Source organism: Pseudomonas sp. zfem002, assembly GCF_032621685.1.
Taxonomy (GTDB): Bacteria; Pseudomonadota; Gammaproteobacteria; order Pseudomonadales; family Pseudomonadaceae; genus Aquipseudomonas; species Aquipseudomonas japonica.
This window is the reverse complement of sequence record NZ_JAVYJH010000022.1, coordinates 17,798-35,280: the sequence shown is the minus strand read 5'-3', so window position 1 is coordinate 35,280 and position 17,483 is coordinate 17,798. Positions and strand designations below refer to the sequence as shown.

Annotated in this window: 13 protein-coding genes; 2 read left to right on the top strand and 11 right to left on the bottom strand. The window is 65.9% G+C overall.

Going from position 1 to position 17,483, the window contains the following annotated elements:
• Positions 1-127 precede the first annotated feature (127 nt).
• Together RTI28_RS22530 and RTI28_RS22525 are read left to right on the top strand one after the other, a co-directional pair.
• Positions 128-475 (top strand): hypothetical protein, encoded by a 348-nt coding sequence (locus RTI28_RS22530; protein ID WP_316922499.1) that lies wholly within the window; start codon positions 128-130, stop codon positions 473-475.
• Between the two features lie 125 nt (positions 476-600).
• Positions 601-1,509: a universal stress protein gene (locus RTI28_RS22525; protein WP_316922498.1), complete on the top strand. Its 909-nt coding sequence runs from the start codon at positions 601-603 to the stop codon at positions 1,507-1,509.
• Positions 1,510-1,726: 217 nt separating this feature from the next.
• Here RTI28_RS22525 and RTI28_RS22520 read toward each other — a convergent pair whose 3' ends face one another.
• The 11 genes from RTI28_RS22520 to glgA all read right to left on the bottom strand — a co-directional run bounded on the left by RTI28_RS22520 (position 1,727) and on the right by glgA (position 16,842).
• Complete coding sequence (locus RTI28_RS22520) at positions 1,727-2,152, bottom strand: hypothetical protein (protein WP_316922571.1); 426 nt, start codon at positions 2,150-2,152, stop codon at positions 1,727-1,729.
• Between the two features lie 418 nt (positions 2,153-2,570).
• Positions 2,571-3,497 (bottom strand): DUF6402 family protein, encoded by a 927-nt coding sequence (locus RTI28_RS22515; RefSeq protein WP_316922497.1) that lies wholly within the window; start codon positions 3,495-3,497, stop codon positions 2,571-2,573.
• Between the two features lie 7 nt (positions 3,498-3,504).
• Positions 3,505-3,663: a PAAR domain-containing protein gene (locus RTI28_RS22510; RefSeq protein WP_316922496.1), complete on the bottom strand. Its 159-nt coding sequence runs from the start codon at positions 3,661-3,663 to the stop codon at positions 3,505-3,507.
• 345 nt (positions 3,664-4,008) lie between these two features.
• Positions 4,009-5,064 carry an autotransporter outer membrane beta-barrel domain-containing protein gene (locus tag RTI28_RS22505; protein WP_316922495.1) on the bottom strand — a complete coding sequence of 352 codons (1,056 nt, stop codon included), beginning with the start codon at positions 5,062-5,064 and terminating at the stop codon, positions 4,009-4,011.
• 299 nt (positions 5,065-5,363) lie between these two features.
• Complete coding sequence (locus tag RTI28_RS22500) at positions 5,364-6,137, bottom strand: endonuclease/exonuclease/phosphatase family protein (protein WP_316922494.1); 774 nt, start codon at positions 6,135-6,137, stop codon at positions 5,364-5,366.
• Positions 6,134-8,296 (bottom strand): glycogen debranching protein GlgX, encoded by a 2,163-nt coding sequence (glgX, locus tag RTI28_RS22495; protein ID WP_316922493.1) that lies wholly within the window; start codon positions 8,294-8,296, stop codon positions 6,134-6,136. Before glgX ends, RTI28_RS22500 begins: the two co-directional genes overlap by 4 nt.
• Positions 8,297-8,391: 95 nt before the next feature.
• Positions 8,392-8,670: a DUF2934 domain-containing protein gene (locus RTI28_RS22490; RefSeq protein WP_316922492.1), complete on the bottom strand. Its 279-nt coding sequence runs from the start codon at positions 8,668-8,670 to the stop codon at positions 8,392-8,394.
• On the bottom strand, positions 8,667-11,459 hold the full coding sequence (locus RTI28_RS22485; protein ID WP_316922491.1) for a malto-oligosyltrehalose synthase: 2,793 nt from the start codon (positions 11,457-11,459) through the stop codon (positions 8,667-8,669). Before RTI28_RS22485 ends, RTI28_RS22490 begins: the two co-directional genes overlap by 4 nt.
• On the bottom strand, positions 11,456-13,522 hold the full coding sequence (gene malQ / locus RTI28_RS22480) for a 4-alpha-glucanotransferase (RefSeq protein WP_316922490.1): 2,067 nt from the start codon (positions 13,520-13,522) through the stop codon (positions 11,456-11,458). The genes RTI28_RS22485 and malQ overlap by 4 nt, the downstream gene beginning before the upstream one ends.
• A complete protein-coding gene (gene treZ, locus RTI28_RS22475) occupies positions 13,519-15,282 on the bottom strand; it encodes a malto-oligosyltrehalose trehalohydrolase (protein WP_316922489.1) in 1,764 nt (587 codons plus the stop codon). The genes malQ and treZ overlap by 4 nt, the downstream gene beginning before the upstream one ends.
• A 3-nt stretch (positions 15,283-15,285) precedes the next feature.
• Complete coding sequence (gene glgA, locus RTI28_RS22470; RefSeq protein WP_316922488.1) at positions 15,286-16,842, bottom strand: glycogen synthase GlgA; 1,557 nt, start codon at positions 16,840-16,842, stop codon at positions 15,286-15,288.
• Positions 16,843-17,483 lie beyond the last annotated feature (641 nt).

Below are 17,483 nucleotides of genomic sequence, written 5' to 3'. Positions count from 1 at the left end.
GTGTGACTAATCGACCTTCTTGATGGTGTGATCGATGGCGTCTATTGGCACACGGAAAACAGGGTTTTCGGCGACGGGCCCGGCGGTGCTAAAGTCGCCTCCTTTTTTGCGCTCGACGAGGTGAAACATGCGTACAGGACTGGCGATCATCGCCGCGATGCTGCTGGCGGGCTGTGCCTCGGCGGTGATCGATGAGGCCCGCTCCGGCCAGCCGGAGAAGATTTTCAATTCGACCAAAGAAGCACTGAAGGTCGCCGAGTGCGTGCAGTTCAGCTGGCAGGACGAAGCCGTGTTCGGCGTCGATGCCAGTGGTTATCTGGAGCGTGAGCGCGAGCTGATCGTGGTTTCCACCCGTGGCGCCGAGTTCTTCGCCGATATCGCCGCCGCCGGCGCCGGCAGCCAGGTGAAGTTCTACGCCAAGACCAAGGGGCCGCTGGCCCAGCGCCGTATGGCCGCCCTGGCCACCTGTCTGTGAAGCGCGGCTTATACTGAATACGCCGCCAGCGCATCCGTCGCTGGCGGCGCCGCCTTGGCCGTCCTGGTCGGGCGCGTTGATCTCCCAGGGAGGGGGCCGAGCGGACCACCCGTTGGAGGTGTCTCATGCGCCAGTATCAACGACTTTTCATGATCGCTTCGCCCAACCTGCGGCACACCGCGGCGCTGGAGCGCGCCGTGGCGATCGCCAAGGCCACCGATGCGGCCTTGCACCTGGCGGTGTTCATCGAGGAAGGCGACCTGCTGGGACGCATGGCCTCGGGCACGGCGTTGCGCCAGTCGATGGAGCAGGAAGCCTGGACCTGGCTGCGCGACGAAGCCACGCAGCTGCGCCATGACGGTCTGGAAGTGACCTGCGAAGTGCAGCTCAGCCGCCAGGTGATGAAGGACATGCTCGAACACGTCGAGGAGATGGAGCCGGACCTGGTGATCAAGGATGTCCACCATGAGTCGGCGCTGCGCCGGGTTTTCCTCACGCCGCCGGACTGGCAACTGCTGCGCGATTGCGCGGCGCCGCTGCACCTGGTCAGCGAGGTGCGCTGCCCGCTGCCGCGGGTGATCATCGCCGCGGTCGACACCCTGCATCCGGACAGCCAGCACACCGGGCTCAACGAGCGGGTGATCCGCGAGGCCAATGCCATGGCCATCCAGTGCGATGCCGACCTGCATCTGCTGCACGCCTGGGATGTGGCGCAGACCCGTATCGCCGATTTCGGCGCCGGGGCGGTGACCATGCCGGGCTTCAACAGCGAGGTGCGGCGCTCGGCGCAGCTGGCCTTCGAGCACCTGGCCGATGCTCACGGCGTGCCGGAGGCGCACCGGCATTTCGTCAGCGGGCCGGCCAGCCATGCCATCGGCGAGTACGCGGCGCATCACCGGGCTGACGTGATCGTCATGGGCAGCAGCCAGCGCAAGGGCGCGCAGGGCTTGCTGGGCAGTACCACCGAGCATGTGCTGCAGCATCTGCCGTGCAATGTGCTGGCGGCCCGGCAGGAAACCACCGCTACCCCGTAGGAGCGAGGCTTGCCCGCGAAAGGACCGCAAAGCGGTCCCCGATGGCGGTAGGGTCTGGGACCGCTGCGCGGTCCTTTCGCAGTGGTTCGGCACACCGACAAGCCAGCTCCTACGGGGTAATGCGCACTGTGCTTACCACCTCACCCTGACCCGCGCCACCAGGCCCAATCAATTGCTCTCGTGCTGTCTTGAATGTTTAATAGGGCATTTTTACAGCTCAGTTTCTAACTGGAGCCGGTTTATCGAAAATACAGTTCGAAGCATTTGGGCCTACATAAATCATGCCTGCGTATACATTTCCGTTAACCCCCCAGTTAATCGGGCCGCTGGCTTGTTCCAAGTCGTAGATCCTGCTTTCCCCCAGAAGCTTCCCGCTACGATGATCGTACAGTCGGTAAAATCCAGGGTATTCCCACCAAGGAAGCCATTTTGGACTGATGTCTTCGTTAGGATCCGCTTTTCTGTGAAGAATATCGGGTAGTACCCAGAACGGTTTGAAGCTTTGCAGACGGTAGCATCCGTTGGGGCTGATTACAGGATCGCTGAGTGGGGCTGCGAGTCCTGTTTCCCAGCATTCTGAGGATAGCCAGAGCCCTCCTGAGATAAGTGATGTCGCGAGAAGAACCAGGTGAGCCCTCAAGATCTTGGACCCAGGTCGGGATTGACACCGATACAGTCTTGGATGCTTGGGCCAACATAAGTCATTCCTACCCAAACACCTCCGCCGCGGTTCCAGTCCAGACCGCCTCCTGAAAACGCGAGATCATAAATGACGGTCTCGCCAATAAGTTGGCCGTTGTGGTTGTCATATAAGCGAAAGAAACCGGGGGACTCCCATGCGGGAAACCATCGTACAGCACCATCTTCGTTGGGTGGGAACTCACGGTGCAGTATGTCAGGTAATAACCAAAACGGCTTGAAAGCCCGAAGAGTAGAGCAACCATTCGGGCTTGTTACGGATTTGTCCATCGGAGAAGCGAGGCCCTTTTCCCACCAGTCGGAAGCGAACCAAAGCCCGAGTATTGCACCGCCCCCTAGAAACAAAAACTTCGAGAGCGGTTTCAAGGCGCTTCACCCAGATCAATGATCTTGTCGACTTTCTTCCAGAGCACATCGGAGTAGAGAACGTAGTCGCCACCCATTCCAATTTGTTCTCTGTAATTTCTGAAATCACTATTCTGAATGAGCGCGAATTCGTCGGTTGCCCATTTGTAGATCGATTGTCCGCTTGGAAGGGAAGATCGAAGCATTTCCTTTTTTGATAGAACGCGATTTGCTGTCCAGATTCCCAAAAACTGGGGGCCATTGAAGTCATAGTGGTCTCGAATGTAAAAGCCGATGTGCTCGACCTGAAAGTAATTTCGTAATTTCTGGGTGTCTGGCGCAATCTTGCTGAACGTTCTTCCTGCGACACCAATTTTTAGCGTTGCTATGCCCAGAGCTCCATACATATCGTCGAGCGTGTCGGTGTTGGTGCCAAGTGTCACGAAGTTGATTTGGGACGAAGCGTCTATCTCCCGCGCGGAAAATGTTGGGCATCCCAATTTCACCGTGCCGCGATTCTTCCAACCGACTTTCTGCAGCAGGGTCTTCAATCGGACGATAGCGTTTGGTGTAGTGAGAGCCAATTCAGCTTTACTGACCGCTATTTGGCACCGTTCAAAGCCCATCGCCCAGCTCATCTTCACAAGATGTTCGTCGCACTGCGCTTGTGCCAGCACCATCGGCGACGGTTGACCGTAGTCTGATTTCCACGACTCCGGCATTTTCCACCCCGGACTGTCAAACCATCGCTGCATCAACGCCGCCGACGTATGCCACCCCATCTTCCGCATCGCCACCGGCAGCTTGGTCAACGGCAACGCATTGATCACGATCTGCTTCGGCCTGTGCTGCCCGCCAGGCGAGGTATCGAACGTGGCGCCTTCCAGCAGAAACAGGGCATCAGGCCCCAGCGCGGTGGTTTGTTGGAAATCTTTCAAGGACATGGGGCAGTTACTCCAGAATTGGCGAGGGCGCGGAGGTGGCGACTTGCGTGACGCTGTCGCCCTCGCGGGCATGCTGGATGCCCATCATCGTGATCAGGCTGTCGGATCCGGTGACCACGCCACCGCAACTGGTCTTGTCGCCTCGACGTATGAAAAATCCATCCATCGATGTATTTCCTCTTGGCTGGGTAATCGAGTCGTACTCGAAGACGGGTGATGGCCTGCGATGACCTTCCTGTGTTCTGAGGGTATGCAGGCCGACCGGCCAGAGGATGGGCGGGATAGTGGGTGAGGTATGTAGGATTTGTCTGGATGATTGGATGAAAGGTCTTTGTCTTTCTGGCGCGTCGTCATTCGGAGGACTTGAACATGTTCGTAGGAGCGAGGCTTGTCGTGTGACGAACCACCGCGAAAGGACCGCAAAGCGGTCCCCGACCTCACTACCATCGGGGACCGCTGTGTGGTCCTTTCGCGGGCAAGCCTCGCTCCTACAGGGTAATGCGCAGTGTGCCTACCACCTCACCCTGACCCCAAGATTGCCGATCAACCCGTTCAGATCATTGTCATCCACATCGCTGCTGTAATCGGCGCTGACGAACAGCGCCACCTTCGGCGTGACCCGCGCCACCAGGCCCAGGCCAAGTTCCACGGTGGCGGCGTTGCGCCCGCTGCTGATCTTGTCGACTTTGTCCAGGCTCACCGTGTCGGCATTGGAAAAGTCATACCAGACGTTGGTCCGCACATAGGGTTCGATGGGCATGCCGCTCACCACATAGTGCCCGGACAGTTTCGCCCCGACCCGACCACTCCAGCTCGGCTGGCCATCGTAGGCCTGCAGCGCCTCGGCCTGGGCCTGGCTGGCGGCGAAGTACTGCTGGTTGACCAACTGCGCCTGCGGCTCGATCACCCAGTTCTTGCCCAGGCCGATGGGAAAACCACCCTCCACCGAGAAGGTCAGCGCATGCCCGTCGCCGTCGATCCGCTCGCCGGCGTCATTGCGCCCGCTGGCGTCGAAGCGCGTGCCCATGGCCACCGCATCCACATGCCAGCCCTGTTCATGGCGCATGCTCCAGTACATGCCGACGCTTTCCCCCTGCAGGCGCACGTTGTTGTTCTTCTCGCCGAGCTGCGGACGCTTGCCGTCGAAACCACTCTGCAGATCGCTGTGCCCGACGAAGATCCCCGCCCGATGGACGCTGCCCCCCGCAGTCTCGCGCACGAACAGGTCCGGACTCATGCGCAGGTCGTTGCCCGGCGCCTCCAGATGCACCGTCGCCGCCGGCCGCGCCGCGCTGGGGAAGAACTGCGCCCACTGGCTCTGCAGCAGGTCCGGCTCGGGCAGCAGGTCACGCTGCGCGCGCTGCTCGGAAAAGGCGCCGAGGGTCTCGCGGCCGAGGCCGCTGATGCTTACGGGTTGCAAGGTCAGGGTCGGCACAGCGAACGCCGGAAACGGGTCTTGATCGTCGAGATCGAGTGCTTGCGATTCCACCGGGGTTGCCAGGAGCAGCGACGTGGAAACCGCGAAGAAAAACGATTCAAAGCCCGAAGGATTCGACGGTTTTTTCATGGCGGATCTCCTCAATGAAACAGCCAGGGTTCTGGCCTGATGTCACGGCTCGAGGAGGGGCGACCCAAACCAGCAAGCGAACCCCGTCCCGCGCGAAAAGGCGCGAGCTAGACGCTCGGATTGAGTGCTGAACGGGTGTCGCTACGGTGAAGTCAAGGAGATCGGAAGGGGGGCGTCAAGATTGTGTGATAGGCCTGTGATGGATTCGTCTTGGCAGGCAACTCACTGAAAAATCACAGGAATCTTCAAGCCATAGAGAGACTGGCGATTTAACCCGCCAGCGCTATTTCGAATCATTGCTACAGATGCACTTCCACTGCCAGCGGCAGATGATCGGAGAGGTGCGTCCACGGCTTGCTGCCGAGGATGCGCGGCGCATGGCTGCGGGCATTGCGCAGGTACACGCGGTCCAGGCGCAGCAGCGGCAGGCGGGCCGGATAGGTGCGCGCGAGCAGGCCATGGTGGCGCTCGAAGGCTTCGTGCAGATCGGGGTGCTGATGGAGCAGGCGGTTGCCGCGCAGTTTCCAGTCGTTGAAGTCACCGGCGATGATCACCGGGGCATGGCTCGGCAGGCTGTCGAGCAGGCGCCGCAGCAGGCCGAGCTGGCGCTGGCGATGGCTCTCCAGCAGCGACAGGTGCACGCAGATGGCATGCACCTCGCTCTGCCCCGGCACCTCCAGCACGCAATGCAGCAGGCCGCGGCGCTCGGGGCCGGTGATCGACACGTCGAGGTTGCGGTACTGCGCGATGGGGTAGCGCGAGAGCAGGGCATTGCCATGGTCGCCTTCGGGGTAGACCGCATTGCGCCCGTAGGCGAAGTCGGTCCACATGCTGTCGGCGAGGAATTCGTACTGCGACACCTGCGGCCAGTCGAGATGGCGGGCCGCATGGCGCTCGTGGCTGCCGAGCACTTCCTGGAGAAACACCAGGTCGGCGGCGGTGCTGCGCACCGCTTCGCGCAGCTCCGGCAGGATGAAACGGCGGTTCAGTGCGGTGAAGCCCTTGTGGGTGTTGATGGTCAGCACCTTGAGGGCCTTGACCGCCTGTGCCGCCGGTCGCGCTGTCACGTTCACGTCGCCTCCTCGTCGCGTTGCAGTTCGAGCAGCACCAGGCTGCGCCCGGTCACCTCGTAGGCGCTGCCGAACTCCAGCTTGCGCGACTTGCGCCGTTGCGGCTGGTCGGTGTCGAGCAGGCAGCTCCAGTATTCGCCCTGGGGCACTGGCGGCAGGCTGAAGGGCAGGTTGTCGTGGTGCGCATTGACGATCAGCAGCAGGGTGGCATCGGCGCCGGGCTTGCGGATGCCGGTGACCTGCGCGCGCCCGTCCATCAACATGCCCAGGCAACGCCCCTGACTGTCCTGCCACTGTTCCACGGTCATTTCGCTGCCATCCGCTGCCAGCCAGGTGACGTCCTTGACCCCGATCGCCTCATTGTAGTCGCCGACCAGGAAGCGGGCGCGCCGCAGGATCGGGTAGCTCTGGCGCAGGCGGGTCAGGCGCTTGACGAAGGCCAGCAGGGCCTGGCCGTCCTCGTCCAGCTCCCAGTTGACCCAGCCGATCTCGCTGTCCTGGCAGTAGGCGTTGTTGTTGCCGTGCTGGGTGCGGCTGAACTCGTCGCCGGCGACGATCATCGGCGTGCCCTGGGCCAGCAGCAGGGTGGCGAACAGGTTGCGCATCTGGCGCAGGCGCAGGGCGTTGATCTGCGGATCGTCCGTCGGCCCCTCGACCCCGTGGTTCCACGACAGGTTGTTGTTGCTGCCGTCCTGATTGTTCTCGTCGTTGTCCTCGTTGTGCTTGTCGTTGTACGACACCAGGTCGCGCAGGGTGAAGCCGTCGTGGGCGGTGATGAAGTTGACCGAGGCATAGGGCCGCCGGCCGCGGCGGTTGAACAGCTCGCCGGAGGCGGTCAGGCGCGCGGCGAAGTCGGCCAGCTGGCCTTCGTCGCCTTTCCAGAAGGCCCGCGCGGTGTCGCGGAAACGGTCGTTCCACTCGGCCCAGCCGGGGGCGAAGTTGCCCACCTGGTAGCCGCCGGGGCCGCAGTCCCAGGGCTCGGCGATCAGCTTGACCTGGCGCAGCAGCGGGTCCTGGCGGCAGGCGACGAGAAAGCTGTGGCGCTCGTCGAAGCCCTCGTGATAGCGGCCGAGGATGGTCGCCAGGTCGAAGCGGAAACCGTCCACATGCATCTCGCCGGCCCAGTAGCGCAGCGAGTCGGTGACCAGTTGCAGCACGCACGGGTGGCTGAGGTCGAGGGTGTTGCCGGTGCCCGAGTCGTTGATGTAGAAGCGCTTGTCGTCGGGCATCAGGCGGTAGTACGAGGCGTTGTCGATGCCGCGCATGGACAGGGTCGGGCCCAGTTCGTTGCCCTCGGCGGTGTGGTTGTAGACCACGTCGAGGATCACCTCCAGGCCGGCGTCGTGCAGGTGCGCGACCATCTCCTTGAACTCGGCGATCTTGCCCTTGGCCAGGTAGCGCGGGTGGGGGGCGAAGAAGGCGATGCTGTTGTAGCCCCAGTAGTTGTTCAGGCCCTTCTGCAGCAGGTGCTGGTCGTTGACGAAGGCGTGGATCGGCAGCAGCTCGATGGCGGTCACGCCGAGGTCCTTGATATGCCCGAGCAGTTCATCGTTCATCAGCCCGGCGAAGGTGCCGCGGGCGGCGTCGGCGACGGCCGGGTGACGCATGCTGATGCCGCGCACGTGGGCTTCGTAGACGATGGTCTTCTCCCAGGGCGTGGCCACCCGCCGGTCGCGACCCCAGGTGTAGGCGGGGTCGATCACCTTGCACTTGGGCACGAAGGGCGCGCTGTCGCGCTCGTCGAAGCTGAGGTCGCCGTCGGCATGGCCGATGGTGTAGCCGAACAGCGCTTCGGACCATTTCAGGCTGCCCACCAGCTGCTTGGCGTAGGGGTCGATCAGCAGCTTGTTGGGGTTGAAGCGATGGCCGTTGTGCGGCTCGTACGGGCCGTGCACGCGGTAGCCGTAGATCAGCCCGGGATGGGCGTCGGGCAGGTAGCCGTGGAAGATCTCGTCGGTGTACTCGGGCAGTTCGATGCGCTCGATCTCGGTCTCGCCGCTGGCGTCGAACAGGCACAGTTCGACCTTGCTGGCATTGGCCGAGAACAGCGCGAAGTTGACGCCCAGGCCATCCCAGGTGGCGCCGAGGGGGAAGGGCAGGCCTTCACGGATGCGCGACGGTTCGTGGTGGACGGGTTCGGAGTGGTCTTTGCTACGGCTCATGGGTCACCTGGAAAGCGCGATTCTGGGGAACAGTGGGCCAGCGCGGCGGCCTTGCGGCTGCCACGGCTGGCGGATTCATCAGGGCTGGCGCGATTTCAGATCGCGGCGGGTTTCTTCGGCGTGCGGGGTTTCTTCGCCGCCGCGGCCGGCTTGGCGGCCGCGGTCTTGCTGCCCAGGGTCGGCGCTGCCTCGGCCTTCGGCTTGGCCGAGGCGCTGCGCGGTTTGCGCGAGGTGCTGGCCTTGGGCGCGAGGGATTCGGCCTCGGCCAGCTTGCGTGCCATGTCCCAGTGACGTGCTTCCTGGCCTTCCGGTTTGCCTTCCGATTCCCAGATCTGATACGCGAATTCGCGAATGCGTTTTTCCTCGACACTCATGGGTACGCTCCTGATGACTCGATGTGATCAATGAAAAGATTCACGGGAAACGCCTGCAGCGCGCTGTTCAGCCAAAGCTCTCTGTTGCTTGTGACTGCGCGCTGCTCGAAAAGTCCCGTGCAGGTCGCGGGGGAGACGGCGAACGGCAGCAGCACCCGCGTATCGCCCCAGTTCTGCGCCGGGATCAGCGGTTGCGCCGTGTTGCCGAGCAGGGCGCAGGCCAGACGCGGCACGATGACCACGGCACGCTGCTCGTCGTTGACCCGGGCGAAGGCCAGGACCCGCTCGGCGTGCTGGCCTTGCACTTCCAGCGGCAGGTAGGCGCCGCGCTGGAACAGCTCGGCGAAGCGCTGCCGTCGTTCCAGCACCTGGCCGATCAGCGCCTGCTTGAGGCGCCCGTCGCGCCAGCCGGCGAGCAGGCTGGCGGGCGGCTGGCTGTCGTCCAGGGCCTGGCGGCGCGCGGCGAAATCCACCGGCCGGCGGTTGTCCGGGTCGACCAGGCTGAAGTCCCAGAACTCGGTGCCCTGGTACAGGTCGGGCAGGCCCGGCACGGTCATGCGCAACAGGGTCTGCGCCAGGCTGTTCAGCGCGCCGGGGCAGGCCAGGGCATTGGCGGCCTGGGCAATCGAACGGCGCAGCTGCTGGCACTGCCCGTCCAGCAGCAGGGCGTCGAGGAAGGCCGCGCAGGCTTCCTCGTAGGCGCCGTTGGGCGCGCTCCAGCTGCTGCGCAGCTTGGCTTCGCGCAGGGCCTTGACCTGCCACTGGTGGAGGCGCTCGGCATAGGCGCGTAGGGCCAGCGCATCGTCCGCATCCAGGTCCAGCGGCCAGCTGCCGAGCAGGGTCTGGTAGAGCAGCAGTTCGTCGCCGACGGAGGGGGCCGGGCCGTCGCCCAGGTGCTGGCGCAGCGGCTCGGCCAGTTCGCGCCAGTGCTCGACGCGGCTGGCGTACCAGTCGGCGCGCTCGCTGAGCACTGCCAGGCGCGCGCGCAGGTCTTCGCCGCGCTTGTGGTCGTGGGTGGCGGTGGCCAGCAGGTTGTCGGGGAAGTCGCGCAGGCGCTGCTGGCAGTGTTCGTGGAAGGCCTGCGGCGGCGCGCTGAAGCGCTCGGCATCGAAACCGACATCGTTGCGCGACAGCAGCACCGCCGAGCGATAGAACGCGGTGTCTTCCACGGCCTTCGCCGCGGTGGGCGAGGTCAGTTGCTGGAAACGCACGCAGGCATGGCGCAGCTGCTTGCGCGGACGTCCGGGTGGCAGGCGCCGCCAGGCTTCGCCGCCGAGCCAGCGTTGCAGGTGTTCGAGGACCCCGGCATCGGCCTCGCCGAGGCTGGCGCGGGCCTGCTCCAGGGCCTGCTGGAAGAACCCTTCGTCCTGCGCCGGCCGGCCGCAGGCGCCGATATAGGTGCGGTACACCGGGTAGTGCTCGACCAGCGCCTGCAGCCCACGGCGAATCGCGCCGAGGGTCAGGTCGCGGCTCATCACGTCGTTGCGCGCCACCTGCAGCAGGGCCTGGGCCACCGATTCGAAATCCCCGGCGAGGCTGCCCTGCAGCACCAGTTGCCGGGCCTGGCGCACTTCGTCGGCGAAGGCCGGGCGCTCGCTCGACTCGTACCACAGCGCGGCCAGTTGCGCCTCGCCGGCGGGATCGTGCTGCAGCAGCGACACCTGGTTCATGAATTCGTACCCGGTGCTGCCGTCCACCTGCCAGTCGCGGTGCAGGCGTTCGCCGGCGCCGAGGATCTTCTCGACATAGATCGGCAGGTGCTCCAGCGCCGCGCCCAGCGGGCGTTGCGCGAGCAGCGCGGTGCTGCGCCGGCGCAGCTTGCGGCAGTAGCCGCGCGGGTCGGCGAGGCCGTCGATATGGTCGATGCGCAGGCCGTCGACCAGGCCGCGGCCGATCAGCTCGAACAGCTTGCCGTGGGTGGCTTCGAACACCGCCGGCCGCTCCACCCGCAGGCCGCCCAGTTCGTTGACGTCGAAGAAGCGCCGCCAGTTGATATCGTCCGCCGCGGTGCGCCAGCTGGCCAGGCGGTAGGGCTGGCGCTCCAGCAGCGCGTGCAGGCGCGCGAAGCCTTGTGGCGTGCGCGAGTTGAAGCCTTCGAGCAGGCGTTCGATATCCACCGCGTGCTGGGCATGCCGGGCCAGGGCGATGAGTTCGCGCTGCAGGGCCGCGGCGGCCTCGGCATCGCTCAGCGCGGCGAAGCGTCCGGCCAGGTCGCGCAGGTCGGCGAGCTGGCTGGCGGCGAGGATCAGCGCGTAGTCCGGCGGGCTGATGGGGAAGCGATGGTCGTGGTGATGGATGAGGAACTGACCGCTGTGGGCGTCGAAGCGCAGCGGCGCCTCGCCGGCCTGCAGCACCTTGCCGTAGTCGTCGGCGAGAAACGGCAGGAGCAACTGGCCTTCCAGCAGCGGGTCCGGCGAGTGCCACTGGATATCGAAGAACTCGGCGTAGCGGCTGCGCCGGCCCCAGGCCAGCAGGTCCTGCCACCAGCGGTTGTGCTCGCCGCCCACCGCCATGTGGTTGGAGACGATGTCCAGCAGCAGGCCCATGCCGTGCTGGCGCAGGGCTGCGACCAGGCGTTCGAGGGCCGCCTCGCCGCCCAGTTCCGGGTTGACCCGGGTCGGGTCGACCACGTCGTAGCCGTGCATCGAGCCGGGACGCGCCTGCAGGAGCGGCGAGGCGTAGACATGGCTGATGCCGAGGCGGGCGAAATAGGGCACCAGCGGCACTGCGTCGTCGAGGCTGAAGCCGACATGGAACTGCAGGCGCAGGGTCGCGCTCAGGGGCTTCATCGGTCGCGCTCCCAGGCCTGTTCACGGGCTTGCGCCAGCAGCTCCAGGCGCCGCGCGGCGTCGCTGTCGTCTAGAAGTTCGCGCACCGGCGCGGCAAAGCGCCGGCGCCAGTTCGGGTGGCCGTCGATGGTCCCCGGCAGGTTGGGCTGTTCGTCTACCCCCAGCAGGTCTTCCAGCGGCAGCAGCACCAGCGGCGCGCGGGTGTGGCCGAGCAGGCGCACGCTGGCGTCGATCAGCGCGTCAGAATCGGGCAGGGCCGTGTGGTAGTTGCTTTCCAGCAGCTGGCGCAGGCCCTTGATTTCGTTCTGGCGGGTCTCGCGCCAGTCGCGTTCGACGATGGCGTCGATCAGTTGCAGGCGCTGGTTCCAGTCGATGTCCCGCGACTCCAGCCAGCCCGCCAGCGGTGGCAGGTCGTGGGTGCTGGTGGTGGCCAGGGCGTTGTCCGGCCAGTCGAGGATCGGCTTGAAATGCCCGGGTGGATCCTGTTCGAACAGCAGCACGCGCATGCCCAGGATTCCCCGCGCCGCGAGCTTGTCGCGCAGGCCCTCGGGCACGGTGCCGAGGTCTTCGCCGAGGATGATCGCGCGGTGGCGATGGGACTCCAGGGCCAGCAGGCGCAGCAGGTCATCCAGCGGATAGTGCAGGTAGGCGCCGTCCGGCGCGGCGGCGCCGGCGGGGATCAGCCACAGGCGGTGCAGGCCCATGACATGGTCGATGCGCAGGCCGCCGGCATGCGCCAGGTTGGCCCGCAGCATCTCGATGAAGGCACGGAAGCCGTTGCGCTTGAGGCCCTGGGGCGAGAAGGCGCTGATGCCCCAGTTCTGCCCGGCGCGGTTGAGGATGTCCGGTGGCGCGCCGACATGCACGTCGGCCAGCAGTTCGTCCTGGCGGCTCCAGGCCTGGCTGCCGGCACCGTCGGCGCCCACCGCGAGGTCGGCGATCAGGCCCACCGCCATGCCCTGGCCGCGCGCCGCCTGTTGCACACGCTCCAGGCTGCGCGCCGCCAGCCACTGGCAGAAGGCGTAGTACTCGATGGCGGCCGGGTAGTTGTCGGCGAACTGCGCCACCTCGACGCTGCGCGGGTCGCGCCAGCCATCGAACCAGCGCCGCCAGTCGGCCTCGACGCCACGGCTGGCGGCGGCGTCGAGCAGGGCTTCGTAGCGGCAGTGATCCTCCAGGGCCTGGCCGCCGGCCTTGCGGAAGCTGAGGAAGTCTTCGCGCTGCGGGTGTTCGCCGCGGCTGAAGTCGCGGTACAGCGCGCGCAGCAGTTTCTGCTTGGCCGTGGCGGCCTGCGCCCAGTCGATCAGCGGCAACTGCTCCAGCGCCGCGAACGGCAGGCCCAGCGCTTCCCGGGCCACGCGCACGGCGCGCTCGCCGAGGAGGATTTCCGGGCTGGCGTAGAGGGCGTTGAAAAACACCCGGCTGGACGGCGAGTAGGGGCTGAAGGTCTGGCTGTGGTTGGCGAACATCGCGTGCGTCGGGCTGATCGCCAGGGCGTCGGCGCCGCGCTCGGCGGCGCCGCGGGCCAGGGCCTCCAGGGCCAGGCAGTCGCCGAAGCCGCCATCGCCGGGGCGGCGCAGGCTGTACAGCTGCGCGGCGATGCCCCAGCTGCGAGGCGTGGCCTGGTTCTGCGCATCGCCCAGGGTGTAGCAGCGCAGCGGCGCGACTGCGACGCTGAAGGTCTGCTCGCCGATGCGCAACTGGTGATAGCCGATCGGCAGGCCGGCGGGCAGGGCACCGCCGCGGTCCAGGTGCAGGGCCTGTTCGCTGCCGTCTTCGAGGTGGACCTGGCACGGGCTGCCGCCGTCGAACCAGCGCGACAGATCGAGGCTGGCGCCGATGTCCACGGTGAGCAGCGGCGGCAGGTGCTGTGCGTCTTCGGCTTCTTCCAGCCGCTCCAGGCTGAGTTCGATGCTGTCCAGGTCATCGGCGGGATGACCGAGCGCGCCGAGGATACGGCGCAGGTTGCTGTCGCTGACCTGTTGCGCGCGGCCGTTGGCGTCGATCCAGTCGACCACGACGCCCGCGCGGCGGGCCAGGTAATGCAGGTGCAGGTCACTCATGGGGCAGGCTCCGCTGCGCGGGTTGGACTCAGGCTGACCAGGGCGCTGTACGGGTGCAGCGTGCCGGGTTGTTGCACTGCTTCAGTGCAGTGAAAGAGCGTTCGATGGCTGTCCGGCAGCGGCGCGTGCACCGGGGCCGCGCCGAGGTTGAGATCGATGCGCAGCTCGCTGCCATCGCCCAGGCGCCAGCGCGCGCTGATCGCTTTGTCGCCGATGACTTCGGCGCCGAGGGCGTGGCTGCCGTCCAGACGCGGCACGATGTGCGCGTGGCGTAGTTGCAGGAGTTCGCGGTAGAGCGCCTCGTGCCCGGCGCTGTGGGCGTTGCGCATGGGGCGCGAGTCGAGAAAGGTGCGCAGGGCGTTGGGGTCGGGGATGCGCTCGCGCTGCTGCGCATCGGCGAAGGCGGCGAAGCCCTTGAACTCGGCGCGGCGGCCTTCGCGCACGGCGTCGGCGAGGGCGTCGTGGTGGTCGGTGAAGAACAGGAACGGCTGCTCGCAGGCCCATTCGTCAGCCATGAACAGCAGCGGGATCATCGGCGCCAGCAGCAACAGCGTGGTCGCCGCGCGCAGGGCCTGGGGCGAGCAGAGCAGTGGCAGGCGTTCGCCGAGGGCGCGGTTGCCGGTCTGGTCGTGGTTCTGCAGGAACAGCACGAAGGCGCTGGGCGGCAAGTGCGCGCTGGGCTCGCCGCGTGGCGTGCCGAGGTGGCTGGTTTCGCCCTGGTAGACGAAGCCCTCGCCCAGGCAGCGGGCCAGGCGTGCGGTGGGTTGCTGGAAATCGGCGTAATAGCCTTCGCGCTCGTCGGTGAGCATGACGTGCAGGGTGTTGTGGCCGTCGTCGTTCCATTGCCCGTCGAAGGCCTGCTCCAGCAGTTGCGCCTGGTTGGCCTCGTTTTCCAGGACCAGCCAGCAGTGGCGCTGTTCCGCGCAGTGCTGGCGCACGGCACTGGACAGTGCACGGAGAAAGCCCGGGTCGTCGATGGCGTGCACCGCATCCAGGCGCAGGCCGTCGAAACGGTAGTCGCTGAGCCACATCAGGGCATTTTCGATGAAGAAGTCGCGGACCTCGGCGCGGCGAAAGTCGATGGCCGCGCCCCAGGGCGTCTGCCGGTCCTCGCGAAAGAAGCCGCGGGCATAGCGCTGCAGGTAGTTGCCGTCCGGGCCGAAGTGGTTGTAGACCACGTCGAGCAGGACCATCAGGCCGAGGTCGTGAGCCCGGTCGATCAGCGCCATCAACGCTTCGGGCGTGCCGTAGCTGTGCTGCGGGGCGAACGGCAGGACGCCGTCATAGCCCCAGTTGCGCTCGCCGGGAAACTGGTTGATCGGCATCAGCTCAATGGCGGTGATGCCCAGCGCCGCCAGGCGCGGCAGTTCGGCCATGACCCCGGCATAGCCGCCGAGCAGACCGACGTGCAGCTCCTGGATCACCGCCTCGCGCCAGGGCCGTCCGCGCCAGGTGTGGTTGCGCCAGGGGTAGCGCTGCGGCGCGCGCACCTGGCTCGGGCCGTGCACGCCCTGGGGCTGGAAGCGCGAGGCCGGGTCCGGCACCGACAGCTCGCCATCGATGCGGTAGCGGTACAGGGCGCCGAGTGGGCAGCGCCGGTTGAGACGGAACCAGCCGTCGGCCTCGGGGGCCATGCTGAAGCTGGCGCCGTCCAGTTCGAGTTCGACGCTGCGGGCATCCGGTGCCCACAAGGCGAAGCGGGTGCGCTGGCCATCCTCGACCAGTGCCCCGTGGCTGAAACGCAGGGGCAGTGCCGCCATGGCTCATCTCCCCATGCACAGGGCGCGTTCGACCAGTTCCTCGTACAGCCGGGCGTAGGGTTCCACCGCCTGGCACCAGTTGAAGGGCTGGGTCATGGCCAGGCAGCGCATGGCGTTGAGCAGGTCTTTCTTCTCGTAGACATAGAAGGCCCGTTGCAGCGCTTCGCGGTAGCTGTCGACGGTGGATTCGTCGAAGAGGAAGCCGGTCACGCCGTTCTCGATGGTGTCGGCCAGGCCGCCGGTATTGCGCGCCACCGGCAGCGAGCCGAAGCGCTGTGCGTACATCTGGCTCAGCCCGCAGGGCTCGTAGCGCGACGGCATGAGCAGGAAGTCGCTGCCAGCGAACATGCGTCGGGCGTCGGTCTCGTTGAAGCCGATGCGCACCCCGACCCGGCCCGGATAACGCAGGGCCAGCTCGCGCATGGCCTGTTCTTCCTCCGGCTCGCCACGGCCGATCACGCAGATCTGCCCGCCCTGGCGGACGATGTAGTCGGCGACGCCGAGGGTCAGGTCCAGGCCCTTCTGGTAGACCAGCCGCGAGACCACGGCGAACAGCGGCCCGCTCGACGCTTCGAGGCCGAACAGGGCGCGTACTTCGGCGGCGTTGGCGGCCTTGCCGTCCCAGTCGTTGAGGCCGAAGCGGTGTTGCAGGTAGCTGTCGGTGGCCGCGTTCCAGCTCTCGTCGATGCCGTTGGGAATGCCGCTGAGCAGGCCCTGCTGGGCCTTGCTGGCGAGGAAGCCGTCGAGGCCGCAGCCGAACGTCGGCGTGGTGATCTCGCGGGCGTAGGTGGCGCTGACCGTGGTGATGTGGCTGGAGTAGGCCAGGCCGGCCTTGAGGAACGACAGCTTGCCGTAGAACTCCATGCCTTCCTGCTGCAGGGCGTGCTCGGGGATCGCCAGTTCCGGGCAGCAGGCCAGGCTGACCACGCCCTGGTAGGCGAGGTTGTGGATGGTGAACAGGGTCGGCGTGCGCAGCCCGCGCCAGTGCATGTAGGCCGGGGCCAGGCCGGCGGGCCAGTCGTGGGCGTGGATCAGGTCCGGGGTCCAGTGGACCATGCCTTCGCCGGCGGCGATCTCCGCGGCGGCCAGGCCCAGGCGGGCGAAGCGGATGTGGTTGTCGGGCCAGTCGCGGCCGTTGTTGGCGCCGTAGGGGGTGCCTTCGCGCTGGTACAGCTCGGGGCAGATCAGCACGTAGATGACCAGGCCGTCGGGCAGGTCCATGCGGCCGATGCGGCAGGGTGGCAGGGCGGCATGGCCGCCGAGTTCGCCGACCACGTGGATCGGGTAGTCGCTGTCCATCACCTGTGGGTAGCCGGGGATCAGCACGCGGACATCGTGCAGATGGCGCAGGGCCCGTGGCAGGGCGGCGGAGACGTCGCCCAGGCCGCCGGTCTTGACTAGGTCGGCGATTTCCGAAGTGACGAACAAGACCTTGCGTTTGTGCCGGTTCTGCCTGTTATCGCCGATGAAACCACGGCCGGTGGTGACGATATCGCTGCCCACGGGGGCGCTGTTGTCTGGGTTCAGCTCGAAATGCGGTTCGACAGCGGCACTGATCATTAACTTCTCTCCGTCCCTTGTTCTTTGGGCGATGCGCCCGAATGCGATGCCTGTGCGGTGTGCTCTCTTCTGTTGTGCGATGTTGCGTCCCCATGACCCGTGCAAGCGCTGCGCCAGACGGCGCTCCTGCCGTTGACGAGGTGACGAAGTGTAGGGATGGGCTGGCCGCGTCCGCGAATGCCGGAAACGATGACCTACTTCTAGTTCCTGACTGGCCCGGTTCGCGGAAGGTTCAAAGTTTTTCGAACCAGGCGCGCGGGCCGATTGCAGACAGGATTAGTGAGTGTAGGAGAGGACGGAATAAAAGGGTGACCCGTTGGTCATGTTTCAGTCTGAAGACGGGGTGGTGGGGCTGGTTTTTGTGAGGGGGGTGGCAGGGAGGGGGGAGGTGATCGTCGTGATGGGGGCGGTGAGTCGTAGTGCATGGCGACGCTCTTCCAGCGTTCTCAAGATCGAGCGCCGTCCGCACGGCGCATCGCGGATGAATCCGCTCCCACATTTGTTGCAACGTGCCATGGCCTGTGGGATTTGAGTTGCCAGCCTTTGTTTTTTCGGCGATGTATCGCGGGGAGGCTGTTGTGTTCGACTCGATATCGAGTCGACCCCAAAAGGCGGACAACCATGGCCTGTCAGACAGAGGT